Below are 18,927 nucleotides of genomic sequence, written 5' to 3'. Positions count from 1 at the left end.
AGGCATGAGCGGTTTTTTGGTTTGTGGGAAATTACTCTTCCACTTTAATGGAATCGGTCGGGCATCCTTCTGCGGCGTCGCGTACGTCGTCCTGCAGGATGTCCGGGATTTCGGCGGTATTTGTGTTGTCATCCAGCTTGTTGAAAGCCAGGCCCTCGTCGTCGTAATCGAAGACGTCCGGAGCAGTTGCGCCACAAGCACCGCAAGCAATACAGGTTTCTTTGTCTACCCATGTGGTCATCGTGGTTTCACCTCCCATACCAGATGGTACGTCCACTGTCATAACTCATTTTATTCGTTGTATGAAAAGATTTCAAGAATGAATCGCATCTAAAAATAGACGTCTATCGAAATATGGGAAGTTCCGGCGTCTTCACAGCCGGGTACAGTTTGATCTGAAGCTGCTTGAAATCGCCGCCGTGCACCGCGCCAGTGGCGGTCAACAGCCGGATGGCCGCATCCACGTCACGAATTCCGAGGCTCTGCCACTCATTCGACGACACCAGCATGTCCAGCCGGGCCGTCAGATCTTCCGGATTGTACGCCGTCCATTTTTGATGATGGGTCAGCGCGGCTGCGGCCAGGTACGTGCGGTAGTGGAACGGGTACTGCTTCCACTGGGCGATGCTGACCGTCATCGGCGGCGCTTTCGGCATCGGCTGTTTGGTGACATATGACGACTCCCACGCGGCCAGCGCCTGGTAGACCAGCTCCTGTCCCTTCAGCCAACTGTTTTGGGACAAGGTGAGGCGGGAAGCGATCTCGTCGGGCCCGAGGGCATTACTATTCTGATCGGAAAGCAACTGCTCCATACTATCCAAATAAGCCCGGACGCCGTCCCGGAAGATGCTCTGGGACTGGATCAACAGGGGGGCGGTAGCGAGCGGCACCGGTTTCTCCAACTGCTTGATCGTCTCTTTGGCCGTCTCCGCCAACTGGTTCAGCGAATCGGTCCGCTGCTGTTTGTCCATGCGGCTCCAGTCCGCCATCTTGTCAAAGTGGGCCTGCTTCAGCTCCAGCAGCGGCGCGTATACGGTATAATGAAAACGGATAAAGTCCTGCTCGCTGTACAGTTTTTGTTCCCGCAGCATCTTCTCCTGCTCCTGCGCCTGTTTCTGCGCCTCCGCAGCCGCGGCCTGCTGTTCCTCAATCGCTGCTTTCATGTACCGGGCGCCGAAAAAAAATCCGCCAACAAAGCAGGCAAGTGTTATGATGATCATGTACGCAACCAGAAATTCAGACTTGGTCAATCGCTTGTTCATACAATCCTCCAGTATCCTTTGTACGATAGTAAGTGTGTGTTTGGGGAGTGAAAAAACGAGTACCCATGAGCAGTCCAACCATAACCGAACTGGAGCATGATTTCATGCAGTCTGTCACGCTCAACGGATTGCGTCCGCTGGCGGGAGAACGGACCATCCAAGCGCTGTACTACATCCTGCGCGGCCGCAAGACCAACCAGACGCTGCAGGATGTGCATTTGTTCGCCCTTTATCCGTATTATCGGATGATTCCCCGCCTTTTGAAAGAGGATTGGGATAAAATTGTTGCCGCTCTGCTTCAGCAGGGCTTGATCCGCCTGCTGCCCGCTCCGGGGGAAGGACGCAAGCCGTCCTTTGGCCTGACGGAAGCGGGGGAGACGTACGCCGCAGCCGGACGGGAGAAGTACCGGTTGGGATTCTGGTTCCAGCCGTTTGCCGGGACCGAGGCGGCTGAACCGCTGGACCTGTTTTGGCGCCGTCTGCACCTGCTCGTCCAGACCGTTTCCCACCTGCTGGCAAACGACCTGTCCTTTCAGCCCGTCGTACAGGACAAGCAGGTGCAGCAGTGGGTGAAGCAGCGTCTGGCAAGACCGGAGCAGCGGGAACGCTGGCAGGAACATCTGGCCGACGAGCTGTACCGCCTGCTGGAGCCGCTTCCCGCCTCTGTCCAGGAAGTGGTCATCGCCCGCTTTTCCGGTGCAGCCCAGTCCGGGCAAACCTTGACCCAACTGGCGCTGCACAGGCGGGAAGCCCCTTCGTACATACAGCTTCAGTTTCGTTACGGGCTGGCGCGGGCCATGGAAGCGCTGCGAATTGATAGCGGACGGTTTCCGCTGCTGGCCGAGCTTGCCGGTCCGTCTGGCGAAAGGGAACGGCGGCTGAGCGAAAGCGCCGAGCAGACGTACGCGCTCCTGAGACAAGGATTCTCGGTCGAGGAGATTGCCCGCAGGCGAAGGATCAAACCCAGCACGGTGGAGGATCACCTGGCGGAAATCGCCCTCCGCTGCCCCGAGTGGGACTGCTCGCGTTTTTTGCCGACCGCGTTGGCAGAGAGGATCGTCCAGGCCTGTGAGCAGTTGGGCACGAGCCGGCTGCGCGTCGTGAAGGACCACCTGGGGCCCGACGTCTCCTATCTGCAAATCCGCCTGGCGCTGGCGCGGCGGAAAGGAGGGAAAACGACGTGGCAAACGGGGATCTGCTGACCGAAGCGCTGCGCCGCCACTTTGGCTACGACGCGTTTCGGCCCGGCCAGCGGGAGATTATTTCCCGCCTGCTGCAGGGAAAAAACGTCCTCGGCCTCCTGGCGACGGGCGGCGGAAAGTCGCTGACCTACCAACTGCCCGCGCTCCTCTTGCCGGGAGTGGTCGTCGTGGTCTCTCCGCTGATTTCCTTGATGGTGGACCAGGTTCAGCAGCTTCGCGCCAGCCGGAAAATTCCCGCCGCCTACCTGAACAGCACCCTGGACCCGGCAGATGCCCGGCAAATCATGCGGGACATCGGCAGCGGCGCCTGCAAACTGCTCTACGTGTCTCCGGAAAAGCTGCAGCAGTCGGCCGTGCAGGAGACGCTGCGCCGCGCAGGTGTCTCGCTGGTCGCCATCGACGAAGCCCACTGCATCTCCCAGTGGGGGCATGATTTCCGCACCGACTATCTGCGACTGCCTGACGTGATTGAGAAGCTCGGCAGTCCGCCGGTACTGGCCGTAACCGCCACTGCCACAACAGCGGTGCGGGAGGAGATATGCCGCCTCCTGAAGATTGAACCGGAGGACGTCGTGGCGCTTCCGCTCAACCGGGCCAATATTGCGATCGACGTGATCGCCGCCGACAGCGAAGCCGAGCGCCGGGCGCAGGTGATGGCCGCGATGGACAGCCTGCGCGGGCCGGGCATCGTCTACTGCAGCACGCGGCAGGCTGTGGAGGCGCTCGCCGCCGCTTACCAGTTGGATGGAAAAAAACGGGTGCACGCGTATCACGGCGGCATGAACAGCATGGAACGGATGCTGGTTCAGACGCAGTTTTTGCGCGGCGAACTGGATGTGATCGTGGCGACCAACGCGTTTGGCATGGGAATCGACAAGGCCGATATCCGCTACGTGATCCACTACCACTTTCCCGCCAGCCTGGAAGCCTACGCCCAGGAAATCGGACGGGTCGGCAGGGACGGGGCCCCCGGTTATGCTGCGCTGTATTATGTGGCGGAGGATCTCCACATCCACGCGCACATGCTGGAAAACGAGTACCCGACCGAAGAAGAGGTGGCCCGCTTTCTTCGCCTGCTGAACGGGGACGGTTCGCTGCCTGTAGAGATGCTCGCCGCAGCGGAGATCGGCGAGGACATGGCCCGCCTGCTGTTCTTTTACGCGGAACAGAGCGGCCTCTTGAAGGAAGTAGCCGTCACGCGCGAACAGTACCGCTACGTCCTGGCCGATGCGCCGCCGGACGGCGAAGCGCTCCAGGTGCAGCGGATTTGGCAGGCCACGGAACGGACCAGGCGGCAAAAGCGGCAGAAGCTGTCGGACATGCTGCGCTGGCTGGAGGGAAGCGGCTGTTTGCGCCGCGAGCTGAACCGGTACTTTGGCGAGGAGGATCAATCCTATTCCCTGGCATGCTGCTCCCGCTGCGGCCTGGAACGGTCCCCCTATCTGGAGGATACACCCGCGGCTCCTCCGCCCCAGAGGGACACGATCTGGAATTTGCGGGAGGCGTTGGCACGGCTGCTGCCGAATCGTAAGGGAGGGAAGGGGCCGTGAAGCGTCGATGGGAAGAACTCGATCCGGCCGCTCTGAGGCTCAACCTGTGGCTGACCCAGTTCATCGTGCTGGCGGTGGCCGCAATCGGCAGCGGAATGGTGCACGGATGGGAAGGGACCCTGTCGCTGTTTGCGCTGCCGTCCCTGCCGGATCTGACGCGTGCAGGAGCCGTCGCGCTCGCCGTTGTCCTGGCCAGCATCCTGATGGACCGTTATCTGCCGCGCCGCTGGCAGGATGACGGCGACATCAACGAGCGGATTTTCCTCGACCTTCCCTTTGGGACCACCGCTTTGCTGTGCGCAGCGATCGGGATCGGGGAAGAATGGCTGTTTCGCGGCGTGCTGCTTCCGCTCATCGGCAATGGATGGACAAGTCTGGTGTTCACCCTGGTCCACGTCCGGTACCTGCGGAAGCCGCTGCTTGCCGTCAGCGTCTTTTGCACAAGCTGGCTCCTGGGCTGGCTGTTTGAAACCGGCGGGCAGCTCGTCACGCCGATGCTGGCCCACATGGTGATCGATTTGCTGCTGGCTCTCTACATTCAATACGGATTCGCAAGCGAGAGGAGGAATCAGGAGTGACAAAGGGGAGAAGAAAACGAAAGCCGGAGACGGTCCGGGTGCGGGCGGAAGCGTCAGTGCACGAACTGCCGCCGCGGCGGCTGCGCCACAAACGGGCGCGGCTGTCGTACAAAACCGTTCTCGGCTCCGGCCTGGCCGTTTTCGGCACGCTGTTTCTCACGCTGGTCGTCGTGGAACTGTACCAGGCCCACCAAACGCTGTCGGAAACGGCCCCCCTCGGCAAGAACGAGACTGCACTGGAAGAGCGAGCCGCAGACGGACAGGTGTCTGATTTCGCCCATGCGGACGGTTCGGCGGCTCCGCCTACTCCGCCCGCCGGCTCTACCGCTGTCAGCGGCGGAGAGGGACAACGGGCAGCGGCTACCACAAAAATCGCGAGCAGCGGTTCGCTTCCTGATGGATCGTTGAGCACGGGAGCGAAGGCAGTCGCGGGCGCGGCGGCAGAGAAGCCGACCGCAGGGGCAGCGCCGCGTCCGAACGTGCCGCCGCAAAATCCGGCTGCAGGCGGTGCGACGAATCCGAAGCCGGCCGCAGGAAACACTAACGGCGCCACCACCCCCGCCTCATCTCAGCCGACTTCTTCTTCCGGCGCGGTCCCGGCCGCCAAGCCGGCGCCCAAGGTAAAGCGCCACGTCGTGCAAAAGGGGGACACGCTGTACAAGCTGTCCCGCCTCTATTACGGTAACAACGGAGGGGTTACCCGGATCGCGGGGTACAACGGTCTCAGCCCGGAGGCCCAGTTGAAAGCGGGAGACGTATTGACCATTCCCCTGTCGCCGTGATGAGCCGGCAGTCAAACGGACAAGCTAAAGGAAAACGGACAGGCGGCAGGGGGCGATGGCATGGTCTTTGACTCGATTATCATTGGCGGCGGAATTGCCGGTTTGCAGACGGCGATTCAGCTTTCCCGATGCCTGCGAAAAGTCGCCGTGGTGGACGCCAACGGAGGCAGGTCAACTGCGGCCAAGGCGTACCGCAACATCCTCGGGTTTCCCGACGGCGTCAGCGGTAAAGCGCTGCGCGAGGCCGGACGAACACATGCTGTCCGTCTGGGTGTTCAACTGTTTTCCGACGAAGTGTCGGAGCTCTCCGAACGCGACGGGCTCTTTTCCGCCCGGCTCCGTGTTGCCGGTTCCCATCTCCAGGGGCGTACGGTGGTGCTGGCGGCCGGGATCAGCGACCCGTTCCCGGACATTCCGGGAGTCGGCGCGTGCCTCGGAAAATCGGTCTTCATCTGCCCCGACTGCGACGGGTACGAGACGGTCGGCCAGGCGACGGCGGTCATCGGAGCCGTTCCTCAAGCGGCGGACATGGCCGTCCAGCTCCGTTACTACACCGACCGCCTGACGGTGATAAACCACGCCGGATCGCCGATCGGGCCGTGGGAGGGCGAGACATTCCGATCGCTGTCGCTCGACGTGCTCAACGAACGGGTGGAGCGGTTTGACCACCAAAACGGAATGCTTACCGGCCTGGTCTTGTCCGGCGGCGACACGCTGTCCGTCTGCCGGGCCTTTCTCGCTTTTCCCGGCGCGCGCGTCAATACCGACCTGCTGCGTCCGTTTTCGGTCCGCTTCAACGAAAAGGGGCACGTCCTGGTCGATCCACGTACCAAGGAAACCGACCACCGGAACATCTGGGCCGTGGGCGACGTTATTCCCCATTCCCAGCAGGTGGCGATCGCGATGGGAGATGGGGCGCAGGCCGCGATCTGGATCCACAAGCGCCTGCAGGAAAACGGCGAATAGCATTTCACGGGACGGATCGCTTTTTTCTTTTTCGTGATCAGGCACAAGCAAACGCGGTCGTCCGTATGCTTTGATAGAATCAGGGCAGTGCGGAGGGACAAAAGCGAGATGACCGCCTACATAAGAGATTTGCTGCTGGGCCTGCTGGCATGGTGGTGCGGAAACGGCGCGTTCAGGCTGTTTCCCTCCACGCCGCTCCACCTCGATCGACAGGGGGACTGGATTGCCTTCTTGCTGTTCAAACCGGTCGAATTGGCATTGGCGGCGATGTTGTTTGTGCTGGGGTCGATCGTGTTGGGCGGACTGATCCGCGCCCATGCGGCCGAAGCCATCCGGCGAGGGTTTTCCGGCGGGGGCTGCTTGAACGCCGTGTTGTGCGTTTACGCTGGTTTCCTCGCGTACATTCAGTACGTCAAAATGCCGATGCCGACGGCTGTTTTCGGCGGAGCCGCGCTCTTGTGCCTGCTGGTTCGCATGCTGCGCAGGCGGGCTCTGCAGACGGAAATCATCGAGTTGACGAAAAGCACGCAGCAGCCCTCCCTGCCGGAGGCTTTCCCGGGAAAGCGCAGAATCTGACAGACCTTTACACAATCGGCTGTTCCGGCGCGTCCGGTCGACAGGATTTCCAAGCGCTCTTCCTTCCGCACACGCGGATGGACCCGAGCGCTATATTCTTGCTCGCAAATATGTTATGATAGAGCCAGTCCCGCTTTTTCGCGACGATGTGAAAAATGGTGGATGGCCGTGGGGTATTCGTCGGAAAATGCGGAGAACTCTTACAGGCTCTGGTTCATACTTTGTAGTACGACTGGATGGCGAGGAGGGACAGTCATGCGTGTTGAACGCCTTGGTCAAGACAAGATACGGATCTTCCTAACGTTTGACGATCTGTCGGAGCGAGGAATTGAAAAAGAAGACATGTGGCGTGACATTCCGAAGGTACATGAACTGTTCAACGACATGATGGAACAGGCCTACAACGAGCTGGGCTTTGAAGTGTCCGGGCCTGTCGCCGTTGAAGTGTTTGCCTTGCCAGCACAGGGAATGGTCGTAATCGTAACGCGCGGCAAAACAGGCTCAAAGGTGGAAAAGGAAGAGGAAGAGTACGAGGATGATGATGTATATGAACTGGAGGTCACTCTGGAAGAGAGTGAACTCGTGATCTATTCCTTCCGCGACTTTGAGCATCTGGTTGAAGCAGCTCATCGCATAAACGCGATGCTGACCAACGGAGGAGCCGCTTATTTTTACCAGGGCAAATACTACCTTGTTCTGGAGGAGCTCGATTTGGATCAGGAGCGGTACCAGAAGCTGATTGCGATCCTCTCTGAATACGGAGAAGCGACGCCGACTACCGTTTACGTCCTGGAGGAATACGGCAAGGTTGTCGTTGCTGACGACGCTGTCAAGGAGATTTGCAGACATTTTCGGTAACATGTCTTGCAGACAATTCCTGTACAATAAAACAGCACCTAGCTGCTGCTAGGTGCTTTTGCTGTGTTTACAGCCCGGCGAACAGGTCGTTCTCCTTATCCGCGCTGTCGGGCGCGTACCCCTTGAGGTTGTGCCAGACGAGAATGAAGTGATTCACGGTGCGGACGTTCTCGAGGCGGCCGGCCAGCACGCCCGGGAAGACACGCTCCACGGACATGTGCTGGGTCCGGTGAGCCGCAAGCGCCCGGGCCACCTGCGGGGCGTACTCCGGCGCGCTGATTTCCGTCGTGATCGCTTCGTACGGATCCATGTAGGGAGGCGCGAACATACCGACGTGTTCGCCCGACGCGTGCGTCACATGGTACAGCTTGCGCACCGAAGTGCCGGGGGGAAGCTGCTTGACGGCCCGCGTCGTCGCTTCGGAAATGGCCTGGTGGTCCGGATGGCCGGAGATGCCGTGCGGCGCAAACGTCACCACGACCTGCGGCTGATAGGTGGCGATGGCGGCCTGGATGCGGCTGATCAGTTCGTCTGTCGGCACGGAGGAAAGCCGCTTGTCGGCGTAGTCCAGGAAAAGCAGGTTGTCGATGCCCAGGATCGCCGAAGCCTCACGCAGTTCCCGCTCCCGGCAGAGCGGCAGTTCGGCAGGTGTGCACAGCGGCGGATCTCCCGCCTTGCCTGCCTCTCCGCGGGTGGCGCACACCAGGGAAATGGTTGTGTCCGGCTGCTGCGCGTACCTGCAAATCGTCACTCCGGACGTGAACGTCTCATCATCCGGATGGGCAAACACAAACAGGACATGTTTTTGTTCCATAACAACCCCTCCGTCTGTCAGCGTGCTGCTCTGCCGTCTATTATCGCACAACCCAGACGATTTGACATGCGCGCGGGTGTACGGCAGGGTAATATCCTTTCGTTTCGGGCACGCTAACCGTACTGCTCCGCATATGATGCGCCTCTTGGCGGGGAACGATGCGGGCCTCGCCGCGACAGGAGGAACGCCTGTAACGCCTTTTCGGAGACAAATGGGAATTTTCATCTTCTCATCCCTGATACAAGCGTGTATACTAAACGATGGGTTTACCGACAACTATTTTGAGGTGAATATGTAATGGGTAATCAAGAAATGGTAACCGAAAACACCCAAGGGAAAGAACAAAAGCAGGAGAGCATGAACTTGCTGCAATCTACCCAGACGGTGATCAAGGAAGCACTGGAGAAACTAGGTTACCAGGAATCGATGTATGAACTCCTGAAGGAGCCGCTGCGCGTTCTGACCGTACGCATCCCGGTCCGCATGGATAACGGGGAGGTAAAGGTGTTCACAGGCTATCGTGCCCAGCACAACGACGCAGTTGGACCGACCAAGGGGGGCATCCGTTTCCACCCGGACGTTACAGAGGATGAAGTTAAAGCGCTTTCTATTTGGATGAGTTTGAAGGCCGGCATCGTCGACCTGCCGTACGGCGGCGGGAAAGGCGGAATCATCTGCGATCCTCGTGAAATGTCTTTCCGCGAGCTGGAGCGCCTCAGCCGCGGTTACGTTCGTGCGGTCAGCCAAATCGTGGGACCGACGAAAGATATTCCGGCACCAGACGTCTTCACCAACTCTCAAATCATGGCCTGGATGATGGACGAGTACAGCCGCATCCGCGAGTTCGACTCGCCTGGATTCATCACGGGCAAGCCGATCGCGCTGGGCGGTTCGCACGGACGCGAAACGGCGACGGCCAAAGGTGTAACCATCTGCATCCGCGAAGCGGCCAAACGCCGCGGCATCGACTTGAAAGGGGCGCGCGTGGTCGTGCAGGGCTTCGGCAACGCCGGCAGCTACCTGTCCAAGTTCATGCACGATGCGGGTGCGAAAGTAGTCGGCATCTCCGACGCTTACGGTGCCCTGTACGATCCGAACGGGTTGGACATCGATTATCTGCTGGACCGCCGCGATTCGTTCGGTACGGTTACCAAGTTGTTTACCAATACGATTACCAATAAAGAACTGCTTGAGCTGGATTGCGACATTCTCGTTCCGGCTGCGATCGAAAACCAGATCACTGCCGCCAACGCTCACAACATCAAAGCCAAAATCGTGGTGGAGGCAGCCAACGGCCCGACCACGCTTGAAGCGACCAAAATCCTCACCGAACGCGGCATCCTGCTGGTACCCGACGTACTGGCAAGCGCCGGTGGTGTAACCGTCTCCTACTTCGAGTGGGTACAGAACAACCAGGGCTACTACTGGTCCGAAGAAGAAGTGCAGGAGAAACTGGAAAAAGTGATGGTAAAAGCGTTCGAGAACGTGTACTCGCTGGCCCAAACGCGCCGCGTCGACATGCGCCTGGCCGCCTACATGGTGGGCGTGCGCAAGATGGCCGAAGCGTCCCGCTTCCGCGGCTGGGTGTAAGGCAATCCGTTCAAACGCATTTGACATGAACAAAACCTCCTTGGTCAGACCAAGGAGGTTTTTTCTTGCGGTGATGTTGCGAGCGCTGACCGCCTGCAGGAGCTGCTGTTTACTGCTCGAACAAGCGCTGCAGTTCGCCAAAATCGCGCGTCTGCTGCAGCACCACCATCAGCTTGATGCGGGCTTTCTGGCCGTTCAGACCGTTGGAAAAGACGACGCCCAGCTCTTTCAGTTGGCGGCCGCCACCCTCGTAGTCGTACACGTCCTGTACCTGGCCGTTGTAACAGCGGGACACCAGGACGATCGGCACCCCTTTGTCCAAGAGTTGGCGCAGTACCGGCACGACCGCCGGGGGCAGGTTGCCCAGGCCGAACGCCTCCACCACCAGGCCGTCCACCGGCTGCTCCAAGAGAAAGCCCAGCCAGTTCGGGTCCATCCCCGCGACCGCTTTGATCAGCGGCACGTTGGCATCGGCATGCTCGATCGCATAGTGCTCGCGAACCAGGGGAGCATGGTGGTAGTTGACGCTTTTTTTGGAGATGGTGCCGATCGGGCCGTACGCCGGCGACTGGAAGGTGGCCACGTTGCTGGTATGCGTTTTGGTCACGTGGCGGGCGGCGTGGATTTCGTCGTTAAACACGACCAGAACGCCCTTGTCGCGGCTTTGCGGATCGGCCGCCACACGCACGGAGGAAATCAGGTTGACCGGGCCGTCTGCGCCCAACTCGTTGCTGCTTCGCATGGCGCCGGTCACCACGACGGGTACCGTCACCGGCAGGGTGATGTCAAGGAAGTAGGCCGTTTCTTCCAATGTGTCGGTACCGTGCGTCACGACCACGCCGTCGTAGCCGTGTTGGTTCAGCTCCTGTTCGATAAAGAGACGCAGTTGGTTCATCACGGCGGGCGTGATGTGGGGACTTGGCAAATTCAAAAAGTTGACCATCGTCACGTCTGCATACCGCTGCAAAAAGGGCAGAATTCTCTCCACGGCCTGATCGTCCAGCGGCTTGACGCGCTCGGACGCGTCGACGGACATGGCGATGGTGCCGCCTGTATTGATCACAAGAATCTTTTTCATGGTGCCGTCTCTCCTGTAGCGGGTTTTCAATCAAGCAGTATTCATGGTACGATGAGTGTTAGTCTTGTGTAAAGGAGCAATACGCAGATGATTGCTGTCATCGGAGCGGCCATTGCCCCCGGTATTGCCATTTTAAGTTATTTTTACCTGCGCGACAATCTTCAGCCGGAGCCCGTCTCGATGGTCATCCGGACATTTATTTTTGGCGTTCTGCTTGTGTTCCCGGTGATGGTCCTGCAATACATCATGCAGACGGAGTGGAACTGGCGGAGCGAATTCGTCGCCGGCGTGGTGCAGTCCGCGGTGGTGGAAGAGTTTTTCAAATGGATGGTCGTCTATTTTACCGCATACAAGCATGTGGAGTTTGACGAGCCGTACGACGGCATCGTGTACGCAGTGGCGGTCTCGCTGGGCTTCGCCACGCTGGAAAACCTGTTCTACCTCGTCATCAACGGGGTGGACATCGCGTTGTGGCGCGCGCTTTTGCCCGTGTCGAGCCACGCGCTCTTCGCCGTCTGGATGGGGTACTATCTCGGCCGGGCGAAATTTTCCGGCCAGGCGGGCAAGGAAGTCAGGTACCTGTGGATCTCGGTGGGACTGCCGATCGGGCTTCACGCGGTCTACAACGCCATTTTTCTCGCCACCCAGCACTGGCTGTTGCTCATCGTTCCGTTCATGGCAGTCCTGTGGTGGCAGGGCTTGAAAAAAGTGCAGCGCGCCCACGATTTCGGTTCTAAAACGCTCACCTCCCGTCCACACTAGGACGTGAGGAGGAGAGTCATCGTGCCAAAAAGCCGACGAGCAAAAGTGACGATACGCTGCAACGTATGCGGAGAAACCTTCACCCTTCGCGGCCGTAAAGACCCCAGCGGCGGTGTGGACACCGGCTTCAAGCAGTGCCTGTGCGACAACGACAAGCATTTCAGCATTCAGGAAGAACCCTGAATCGGCGCCCCCTTTGCCTCGGCGCCGGGCGGGGGCGAACATATGGAACGACGGCGGGGTGAAGCCCTGCCGCAAGCAACGGGGACCGGCAAACGCCGGTTCTTTTTTACTGTCTCCACACGCTTCAACTTTCCGTACGGAAATGCATAATCCACCCTCGCTCCACTAACACTATGCAAAGATTTCATTACGTGCCAAGGGGGATGCAAACCGTGCGAACGAAGCTGATTGCGACAGGGCCTGCGCTGGCGGCAGGGGATGGTTTTCTCGAAAGGCCGGCGGGACTGAAGCGGAAAGCGTCTCGTTAGCGAAGGGGGAAGCGGACCGCAGGTCAAACGGATTGACAGGCACAGCTTTTGCCGCCAGCAGAGCGGCTGGAATTGGTGAAGGGAGGATTGGATGAAAAATGGTATACGGAACAGTGGCGCGCGTCCTCTTTCCCGTCGCCCTGGTTGCGCTCGTCGGCGCCGGGGTGTGGGGCTATCAGGAGCACAACGAGAAGAACTCGATTTTGATCAAGGCGGAAAACCAGTATCAGCGTGCCTTTCACGAGCTGAACTACCACATCGACAACCTGCATGACGAACTGGGCAAATCGCTGGTAATCAACACCCGCAGGCAGATGACCCCATGCCTCACCAACGTCTGGCGGCTGGCCAACGCCGCCCAGTCCGACGTCGGCCAGCTGCCGCTGACCTTGATGCCGTTCAACAACACGGAAGCGTTTTTGTCCCGCGTCGCCGACTTTTCGTACAGGGTGGCGGTACGCGATCTGGAAAAGGAGCCGCTGACAAAGAAGGAGTACCAGACGCTGAAAGACCTGCACAAACACTCCAAAAACATCCAAAACCAGCTTCGCCACGTGCAGGCCAATGTGTTTACCAAACAGCTGCGGTGGATGGACGTGGAGACGGCGCTGGCTTCAGACGACAAAAAGTCAGACAATACGATTATCGACGGGTTCCGCACAATTGAAAAAAACATGTCAGAGAACCCCGAGATCGACTGGGGCGTCGGCATCCGAAGCATGGAAACAAAAAAGAAGCAGCGGATCAAAGGGATCGACGGAAAGCCGATCAACAAGGAAGAGGCGAAGCGGATCGCGCTGGAATTTACGGGACTGAGTCCCGCGGAAGCCAAGGTCGAGGTGGACGAAAACGGCAAGGCCGAAGGGTACTCCGCCTACAGTGTCCGGATTACCTCCAAGAAAGCGGGCGCCCCGATCAATATGGATGTGACGAAGCGGGGCGGGAAGGTCGCCTGGCTGATGAACGAACGGGAAGTCGGTGAAGAACGCATCGGCCTGGACGAAGCGGAGGCAAGCGCGCGCAAGTTTTTGCGTGCCCACGGCTTCGGCGACATGGTGGTGGCGGAGAGCGATAGCTACGACAGGCTCGGCATCTTTACCTTCGTGCCGGAGCAAAACGGGGTGCGCCTCAACCCCGATGCGGTCACGGTCAAAACGGCGCTGGACAACGGCACCGTGATCGCGTTCAATGCGACCGAATACCTGTTCAATCACAAGCCACGCAAGCTGCCTGAGCCGCGCGTGACCAAGGAGGAGGCGAGGGCCAAGGTGAATCCCGGCGTCAAGGTGACGAGACAGCGCCTGGCCTTGATCGAGAGCAAAAACGACGGCAAGGACGTGCTGTGCTGGGAACTCACCGGGACGTATGACAACAGCACCTACACGGTTTACATCAACGCCCTGACCGGAGATGAGGAAGAAGTCGTCAAAATGGACACCGGTGCGGAAGGGGAAGCGGGATAATTCCCCCTCGCCGCCGAATAGGGAAAGACGGGGACGTCCGGCTTTCCCTATTTGCCGTTTCCAAAGAAAACAGGTTATAATAAAAAGGAGAGGAGAAAAGGGGGAACGTTCCGTACATGATGCTGCCACGAATTGGACAAACACTCCGCCTGAGCCTCGTCCACGCTTCCGAAAAGCGAAAGGGCCAGACGTTCAAGACCCGGGTCGCCGATCTGAAGGAGCAAATTGTCGTCATCGAGCTTCCGACCAGTGAAAAGACGGGTAGAACCGGCCCCTTTCCCGCAGGGACCGAATGCGACGTGTGGTACATAGGGGACGACGGCACCCGTTACGAGTTCCGCACTGTCATAATCGGCAGGCAAAACGAAAACATTCCCGTCCTGCTGATGAGGCTGCCGGAAAAAAACGCGGTCAAACGAACGCAGCGGCGCCATTACCTGCGCATCAACACGGCGGTGGAAATTGCCGTCAAAACGACGGACCCCATCCGGCGCTACCATTTTCTCGCGCGGACCATCGATCTGAGCGGGGGCGGCATCTCGTTTACGTGCGCAGCATCCTACCGGCTGCAGGAAAAAGACCGGCTGCAGGTGTGGATGTCCCTGCCCGGCAAAACCGGACAGGTGCAGCACGCCTATGCCGAAGTGGAAATCGTCCGCTGCCATCCCGTAGAGGAAAAGGGGCTGCATCAGTGGATCTCCGGGAAGTTCGTGCAGATCAGCGAAGCGGACCGGGCCAAAATCGTCCGCGCCTGTTACGAACGGCAGCTTGATTTGCGGAAAAAGGGTGTACTCGATTGACGGTAACGAGGGAAGGATGACCCCGATGGCCAACGACTTCAACGAGCGCTATCGCCGTTTCTCCCGGCGGGTGGAAAAGGGAATCATCGCGCTGATCGCCATCAGCTTCATCATGCTGACGTTCGGGGAGCTGCTGATCGAGCTTGAACCGGTTCGCGCCTTTTTCGTGGAGACCCACCGGCTGGAAGGTGTGCCGGGACAGCCCTAAAGGTTTGCGCATGCTTCCATACTATGGTACTATTAAAGATAACATAGAGAGTGGCGACGACGCGAAAGGGGCTTCGACAGAAGCTTTTCTTGTTTCTATTTTTCTTCTTTTCTTCCAGGACTTTCATACATAGCAGGTGAGAACAGAATGAACATTGCAATCGACGGTCCGGCCGGGGCGGGCAAAAGCACCGTTGCCCAGCAGGTGGCGAAACGGCTGGCATACCTGTATATCGACACGGGCTCGATGTACAGGGCGCTGGCGTGGGCGGTGCTGAACAACCGCGTCCCGATCGACGACGAAGCGGCGGTGTCCGGACTGCTGCGGGAAAGCGAAATCCGGCTCGAACGGGAACGCGACAGCCAGCGCGTGTTCTGGAACGGTCAGGACATCACCGATCAGATCCGCACGCCCGAAGTGAGCCAGTACGCGTCCATCGTCGCCAGCTACCCGTCCGTGCGGGAGCAGATGCTGGTGCTGCAGCGTCATATGGCAGCAGGCGGCAACGTCGTCATGGACGGCAGGGACATCGGTACCCACGTGCTGCCGGATGCCGATGTAAAAATCTTCTTGACGGCTTCCACCCGGGAGCGTGCCGAGCGGCGGTTGAAAGAACTGCTGGCGAAGGGGCACCAAACCGATCTGGCCACGCTGGAAGCGGAAATCGCCGAGCGGGACAAACGGGACATGGAGCGGGAAGCGGCTCCCCTGCGCCAGGCGGACGACGCCGTGCTGGTGGACACGACAGGGATGACGATCGATCAGGTCGTGGAGCGAATCTTGAAAATTTGCGAACGGTCGGGTGAGTCGATACAGTGAGCACTTATCGTTTTTTCCGCGGCCTGTTCCGCGCCATATTTTCCATCGTCTTTCGTTGGCAAGTAATCGGTGCGGAACATATACCTAAGGAAGGCCCTGTTATTCTCTGCGCCAATCACATCTCGCTGTGGGACCCGCCCCTTTTGGGTGCGGGAATCGACCGGCCGGTGCACTTCATGGCGAAAGAGGAGCTGTTCCGCATCCCGGTCCTCTCCTACTTCATCACCAAGTTCGGCGCTTTTCCCGTCAAGCGGGGGGCTGGCGACCGCGCTGCCATCCGCACGGCCCTCAAGTTGCTGGAAGATGGAAAAATCTTCGGAATTTTTCCGGAGGGGACCCGCAGCAAAACGGGGAAACTGGGACCGGGCATGCCCGGAGCGGCCATGTTTGCCCTGAAATCGGAGGCCGTGGTGATACCGGTGGCGATTGTCGGCCCGTACAGGTGGTTCCGCCCGGTCAAGATCGTGTACGGCGCGCCCATCGACTTATCCGCCCAGCGTACAGCCAAACCGGGGTCCGACACCCTCAAGGAGACCACCGACCTGATCATGTCGCACATTCAGTCGCTGCTTGATCAGCACCGTTCATCGTGAGGCGGTATAGAAATAACAAAGGGTAGAATACTAATTCTGCTGGAACTTCTTGGCTTGTCAACTAACTGCTAGCCTACCGGCGGTAGTTAAAAATATACTGCTCCCGCTTCTTTTTAGACAGCATGGGACTGGATGGTATTTAAGGAGGTTTTATTCATGATGGAAGAAAGCAACGTAAGCCTGACGGATGCAACAACCATTTCCGTAGGGGATGTAGTGAAGGCTACCGTCACCAAGGTGGAAGACAAACAGGCCTTGGTAGACGTAGGCTACAAATACGACGGCCTGATTCCGATCAGCGAGCTCTCTCCGCTGCACGTGGAGAAAGTATCCGACGTGGTCTCCGTCGGCGACACCTTTGACGTAAAGGTGCTGAAGCTGAACGACGAGAAAGAAGAGCTGGTCGTATCCAAGAAAGCCGTCGCCATGGAAGCGGCGTGGGCGGACCTGGAGAAAAAAATGGAATCCGGCGAAATCATTGAAGCCGAAATCAAGGAAGTGGTCAAAGGCGGTCTCGTCGTGGACGTAGGCGTGCGCGGCTTCATTCCGGCCTCCATGGTGGAACGCTACTTCGTGGAAGACTTCTCCGATTACAAAGGGAAGACGCTGCGGCTGAAAGTGGTGGAGATGGACAAGGACAAGAACAAAGTGATCCTGTCCCACAAAGCGGTGCTGGAAGAAGAAGCGAAACAGCAAAAACAATCCGTACTGGAACGCCTGCAGCCGGGCCAGGTGCTGGAGGGAACGGTACAGCGCATGACCGACTTCGGCGTGTTCGTCGACATCGGCGGCGTAGACGGACTGGTTCACGTGTCCGAACTGGCTTGGCACCGCGTGGAAAAACCGTCCGACGTCGTCAAGGAAGGCGACAAGGTACAGGTGAAAGTGCTGAAAGTCGACAAGGAAAACGAGCGCATCAGCCTGAGCATCAAGGAAACCCAGCCGGGTCCCTGGGCAAAGGTGGGCGAACAGTTCAAGCAGGGAGATGTCGTGACCGGTACCGTGAAACGCCTCGTCTCCTTTGGCGCTTTCGTGGAGATCGCGCCGGGCGTCGAGGGACTGGTGCACATCTCGCAAATCGCCAACCGCCGCGTTGCTACGCCGGGTGAAGTGCTGAAGGAAGGCCAAGAGGTGCAGGTGAAGGTACTGGATGTCGTTCCCTCCGAACAGCGCGTCAGCCTCAGCATTCGCGCCGTCGAAGAGGAACGCGCCGAGCAGGCGGAGCGCGCCAGCAAGCGGGAACAGCAGCAGTTCCAGCAGGAAAACAACCAGCCGCTGGGCGTTACGCTGGGCGAACTGTTCGGCGATCTGAAAGAAAAATTGAAGTAAGAACCGAGGGGATACGCGCAGGCGTATCCCTTTTTTCAGGTCCGGTCCGCTGTGGGCGCTGCCCATGACGGACGGGGATAGCAGTGGAACGGGAGGCGGACATGGAGCGAGCGAAGCGAAAAATGGAGCACATCGAGTACGCGTTGGCGACGGCGGACGAGAAGGGAAACGCCTGGGACGATCTGTCGTTTGTGCCAAACAGTTTACCGAATATATCTTATGGTAACACGAAATTGGAGACGGACCTCCCGCCGTTTCGCCTCTCGTCCCCCTTCCTGATCAATGCGATGACAGGGGGAGCGGCGGCCGCCACTGAGATCAACCGGCTGCTGGCGATCGTCGCCCGGGAAAAGGGACTGGCGATGGCCGTAGGGTCGCAAATGGCGGCGCTGCGCGATCCGGCCGTGGTGGAGAGCTACGCGGTGGTGCGCCGGGAAAACCCGGACGGCATCGTGTTTGCCAACCTGGGGGCGGAAGCGACGGTGGAACAGGCGCAGCGCGCGGTGGAGATGATTCGCGCCGACGGCCTGCAGATTCATCTCAACGTCATGCAGGAACTGCTGATGCCGGAGGGAGACCGCGATTTTACCGGCTATCTGGAACGGATTCGGGCGATTCGCGAGGCGGTCGGCGTTCCGGTGATCGTCAAGGAAGTGGGGTTTGGCATGTCCCGCCGTTCGATCGAGCAGGTGGCTTCCGCCGGTGTCTCGATCATCGACGTAGGCGGCAGGGGCGGCACCAATTTTGCAAAAGTGGAGAATCAGCGCCATCCAGCGCCGCTGCCGATGTTTGAAAGCTGGGGGCTGTCGACGCCGGAGAGCTTGCTGGAAGCGGATGCCTGCCGCCTGGATGGCGTCCGTCTGATCGCAACAGGCGGGATCCGGCACGGGCTGGATGCGGCCAAGGCGCTGGCATTGGGCGCTTCCGCCGTGGGCGTGGCGGGCGCCCTCTTGCGCCTGGTGACACACGAGACGCTGGAGGCGTGCCTCGCTGCTGTCGACGCCTGGCATCATCAACTGCGGGTGGCGATGACGGCACTGGGTGCGGCGGAGCCGGCCGATTTGCGGCGGATTCCGGTATTGATCACGGGGATGACGGCAGAGCGGGCGCGGCTGCGCGGCCGCGAACCGGAGCGCTACGCCCGGCGGGACGAGGAGCCGCTCTGATACACTCATGAAAGGCCGCCGGATGAGGCATACTTTGGAA

The 18,927-nt window shown here is 59.3% G+C and carries 21 protein-coding genes; 17 read left to right on the top strand and 4 right to left on the bottom strand.

Going from position 1 to position 18,927, the window contains the following annotated elements; genetic code table 11:
• Window positions 1-31: 31 nt before the first annotated feature.
• Both A6764_RS13220 and A6764_RS13215 read right to left on the bottom strand, forming a co-directional pair.
• The gene (locus A6764_RS13220; RefSeq protein ID WP_029099561.1) at window positions 32-241 is read right to left on the bottom strand and encodes a ferredoxin; all 210 of its coding nucleotides are present in this window, start codon (window positions 239-241) and stop codon (window positions 32-34) included.
• A 103-nt stretch (window positions 242-344) separates the two neighbouring features.
• Window positions 345-1,262: a hypothetical protein gene (locus tag A6764_RS13215; RefSeq protein WP_065066277.1), complete on the bottom strand. Its 918-nt coding sequence runs from the start codon at window positions 1,260-1,262 to the stop codon at window positions 345-347.
• Between the two features lie 104 nt (window positions 1,263-1,366).
• On the opposite strand from A6764_RS13215, the gene A6764_RS13210 reads away from it, so the two are divergent.
• The 7 genes from A6764_RS13210 (at window position 1,367) to A6764_RS13180 (ending at window position 7,774) form a co-directional block, all read left to right on the top strand.
• Complete coding sequence (locus tag A6764_RS13210; RefSeq protein ID WP_255309589.1) at window positions 1,367-2,464, top strand: YpbB family protein; 1,098 nt, start codon at window positions 1,367-1,369, stop codon at window positions 2,462-2,464.
• A complete protein-coding gene (locus A6764_RS13205) occupies window positions 2,443-4,014 on the top strand; it encodes a RecQ family ATP-dependent DNA helicase (protein WP_065066279.1) in 1,572 nt (523 codons plus the stop codon). The genes A6764_RS13210 and A6764_RS13205 overlap by 22 nt, the downstream gene beginning before the upstream one ends.
• Window positions 4,011-4,592, top strand: coding sequence for a CPBP family intramembrane glutamic endopeptidase (locus tag A6764_RS13200; protein WP_065066280.1), 582 nt, complete (start codon window positions 4,011-4,013; stop codon window positions 4,590-4,592). Before A6764_RS13205 ends, A6764_RS13200 begins: the two co-directional genes overlap by 4 nt.
• Window positions 4,589-5,374, top strand: a complete 786-nt coding sequence (locus tag A6764_RS13195) for a LysM peptidoglycan-binding domain-containing protein (protein ID WP_264622251.1) — start codon at window positions 4,589-4,591, stop codon at window positions 5,372-5,374. Before A6764_RS13200 ends, A6764_RS13195 begins: the two co-directional genes overlap by 4 nt.
• A gap of 60 nt (window positions 5,375-5,434) precedes the next feature.
• Complete coding sequence (locus A6764_RS13190) at window positions 5,435-6,340, top strand: NAD(P)/FAD-dependent oxidoreductase (RefSeq protein WP_065066281.1); 906 nt, start codon at window positions 5,435-5,437, stop codon at window positions 6,338-6,340.
• Window positions 6,341-6,448: 108 nt separating this feature from the next.
• The gene (locus A6764_RS13185; RefSeq protein WP_035297845.1) at window positions 6,449-6,916 is read left to right on the top strand and encodes a hypothetical protein; all 468 of its coding nucleotides are present in this window, start codon (window positions 6,449-6,451) and stop codon (window positions 6,914-6,916) included.
• Between the two features lie 255 nt (window positions 6,917-7,171).
• Entirely contained in the window at window positions 7,172-7,774 is a 603-nt protein-coding gene (locus tag A6764_RS13180; protein ID WP_065066282.1) for a genetic competence negative regulator, read from the top strand.
• Window positions 7,775-7,841: 67 nt separating this feature from the next.
• Here A6764_RS13180 and A6764_RS13175 read toward each other — a convergent pair whose 3' ends face one another.
• The gene (locus tag A6764_RS13175) at window positions 7,842-8,588 is read right to left on the bottom strand and encodes a PIG-L deacetylase family protein (RefSeq protein ID WP_065066283.1); all 747 of its coding nucleotides are present in this window, start codon (window positions 8,586-8,588) and stop codon (window positions 7,842-7,844) included.
• A 312-nt stretch (window positions 8,589-8,900) separates the two neighbouring features.
• Here A6764_RS13175 and A6764_RS13170 point away from each other — a divergent pair, with 312 nt between their 5' ends.
• Window positions 8,901-10,178, top strand: coding sequence for a Glu/Leu/Phe/Val family dehydrogenase (locus A6764_RS13170; RefSeq protein WP_029099571.1), 1,278 nt, complete (start codon window positions 8,901-8,903; stop codon window positions 10,176-10,178).
• 109 nt (window positions 10,179-10,287) lie between these two features.
• On the opposite strand, the gene A6764_RS13165 is transcribed toward A6764_RS13170, so the two are convergent.
• Complete coding sequence (locus A6764_RS13165; protein WP_065066284.1) at window positions 10,288-11,256, bottom strand: asparaginase; 969 nt, start codon at window positions 11,254-11,256, stop codon at window positions 10,288-10,290.
• Window positions 11,257-11,343: 87 nt separating this feature from the next.
• Here A6764_RS13165 and prsW point away from each other — a divergent pair, with 87 nt between their 5' ends.
• The 9 genes from prsW to fni all read left to right on the top strand — a co-directional run bounded on the left by prsW (window position 11,344) and on the right by fni (window position 18,887).
• A complete protein-coding gene (gene prsW, locus A6764_RS13160) occupies window positions 11,344-12,018 on the top strand; it encodes a glutamic-type intramembrane protease PrsW (protein ID WP_029099573.1) in 675 nt (224 codons plus the stop codon).
• 21 nt (window positions 12,019-12,039) lie between these two features.
• The gene (locus A6764_RS13155; RefSeq protein WP_162836728.1) at window positions 12,040-12,201 is read left to right on the top strand and encodes a hypothetical protein; all 162 of its coding nucleotides are present in this window, start codon (window positions 12,040-12,042) and stop codon (window positions 12,199-12,201) included.
• Window positions 12,202-12,607: 406 nt separating this feature from the next.
• The gene (ypeB, locus tag A6764_RS13150; protein WP_065066285.1) at window positions 12,608-13,972 is read left to right on the top strand and encodes a germination protein YpeB; all 1,365 of its coding nucleotides are present in this window, start codon (window positions 12,608-12,610) and stop codon (window positions 13,970-13,972) included.
• A 116-nt stretch (window positions 13,973-14,088) separates the two neighbouring features.
• Window positions 14,089-14,772, top strand: a complete 684-nt coding sequence (locus A6764_RS13145; protein WP_065066286.1) for a flagellar brake protein — start codon at window positions 14,089-14,091, stop codon at window positions 14,770-14,772.
• Window positions 14,773-14,797: 25 nt separating this feature from the next.
• A complete protein-coding gene (locus tag A6764_RS13140; RefSeq protein ID WP_029099577.1) occupies window positions 14,798-14,980 on the top strand; it encodes a hypothetical protein in 183 nt (60 codons plus the stop codon).
• A gap of 147 nt (window positions 14,981-15,127) precedes the next feature.
• Entirely contained in the window at window positions 15,128-15,799 is a 672-nt protein-coding gene (cmk, locus tag A6764_RS13135; protein ID WP_035297839.1) for a (d)CMP kinase, read from the top strand.
• On the top strand, window positions 15,796-16,392 hold the full coding sequence (locus A6764_RS13130; RefSeq protein ID WP_029099579.1) for a lysophospholipid acyltransferase family protein: 597 nt from the start codon (window positions 15,796-15,798) through the stop codon (window positions 16,390-16,392). The genes cmk and A6764_RS13130 overlap by 4 nt, the downstream gene beginning before the upstream one ends.
• 156 nt (window positions 16,393-16,548) lie before the next feature.
• Window positions 16,549-17,721, top strand: coding sequence for a 30S ribosomal protein S1 (gene rpsA / locus A6764_RS13125; protein WP_029099580.1), 1,173 nt, complete (start codon window positions 16,549-16,551; stop codon window positions 17,719-17,721).
• 101 nt (window positions 17,722-17,822) lie between these two features.
• Window positions 17,823-18,887 carry a type 2 isopentenyl-diphosphate Delta-isomerase gene (gene fni, locus A6764_RS13120; protein ID WP_065066287.1) on the top strand — a complete coding sequence of 355 codons (1,065 nt, stop codon included), beginning with the start codon at window positions 17,823-17,825 and terminating at the stop codon, window positions 18,885-18,887.
• The last annotated feature ends 40 nt before the right edge of the window (window positions 18,888-18,927 follow it).

The sequence above is a fragment of the Brevibacillus sp. WF146 genome (assembly GCF_001673705.2).
GTDB lineage: Bacteria > Bacillota > Bacilli > Brevibacillales > Brevibacillaceae > Brevibacillus > Brevibacillus thermoruber.
The sequence above is the reverse complement of the archived record's forward strand: the minus strand, read 5'-3'. Positions and strand labels throughout refer to the sequence as shown.

What these genes read in the sequence shown, in the direction of transcription:
- A6764_RS13220 (WP_029099561.1), bottom strand. Translation starts at nt 241, where the DNA reads ATGACCACATGGGTAGACAAAGAAACCTGTATTGCTTGCGGTGCTTGT.
- A6764_RS13215 (WP_065066277.1), bottom strand. Translation starts at nt 1,262, where the DNA reads ATGAACAAGCGATTGACCAAGTCTGAATTTCTGGTTGCGTACATGATC.
- A6764_RS13210 (WP_255309589.1), top strand. Translation starts at nt 1,367, where the DNA reads ATGCAGTCTGTCACGCTCAACGGATTGCGTCCGCTGGCGGGAGAACGG.
- A6764_RS13190 (WP_065066281.1), top strand. Translation starts at nt 5,435, where the DNA reads ATGGTCTTTGACTCGATTATCATTGGCGGCGGAATTGCCGGTTTGCAG.
- A6764_RS13185 (WP_035297845.1), top strand. Translation starts at nt 6,449, where the DNA reads ATGACCGCCTACATAAGAGATTTGCTGCTGGGCCTGCTGGCATGGTGG.
- A6764_RS13180 (WP_065066282.1), top strand. Translation starts at nt 7,172, where the DNA reads ATGCGTGTTGAACGCCTTGGTCAAGACAAGATACGGATCTTCCTAACG.
- A6764_RS13175 (WP_065066283.1), bottom strand. Translation starts at nt 8,588, where the DNA reads ATGGAACAAAAACATGTCCTGTTTGTGTTTGCCCATCCGGATGATGAG.
- A6764_RS13170 (WP_029099571.1), top strand. Translation starts at nt 8,901, where the DNA reads ATGGTAACCGAAAACACCCAAGGGAAAGAACAAAAGCAGGAGAGCATG.
- A6764_RS13165 (WP_065066284.1), bottom strand. Translation starts at nt 11,256, where the DNA reads ATGAAAAAGATTCTTGTGATCAATACAGGCGGCACCATCGCCATGTCC.
- prsW (WP_029099573.1), top strand. Translation starts at nt 11,344, where the DNA reads ATGATTGCTGTCATCGGAGCGGCCATTGCCCCCGGTATTGCCATTTTA.
- ypeB (WP_065066285.1), top strand. Translation starts at nt 12,608, where the DNA reads ATGGTATACGGAACAGTGGCGCGCGTCCTCTTTCCCGTCGCCCTGGTT.
- A6764_RS13145 (WP_065066286.1), top strand. Translation starts at nt 14,089, where the DNA reads ATGATGCTGCCACGAATTGGACAAACACTCCGCCTGAGCCTCGTCCAC.
- A6764_RS13140 (WP_029099577.1), top strand. Translation starts at nt 14,798, where the DNA reads ATGGCCAACGACTTCAACGAGCGCTATCGCCGTTTCTCCCGGCGGGTG.
- cmk (WP_035297839.1), top strand. Translation starts at nt 15,128, where the DNA reads ATGAACATTGCAATCGACGGTCCGGCCGGGGCGGGCAAAAGCACCGTT.
- rpsA (WP_029099580.1), top strand. Translation starts at nt 16,549, where the DNA reads ATGATGGAAGAAAGCAACGTAAGCCTGACGGATGCAACAACCATTTCC.
- fni (WP_065066287.1), top strand. Translation starts at nt 17,823, where the DNA reads ATGGAGCGAGCGAAGCGAAAAATGGAGCACATCGAGTACGCGTTGGCG.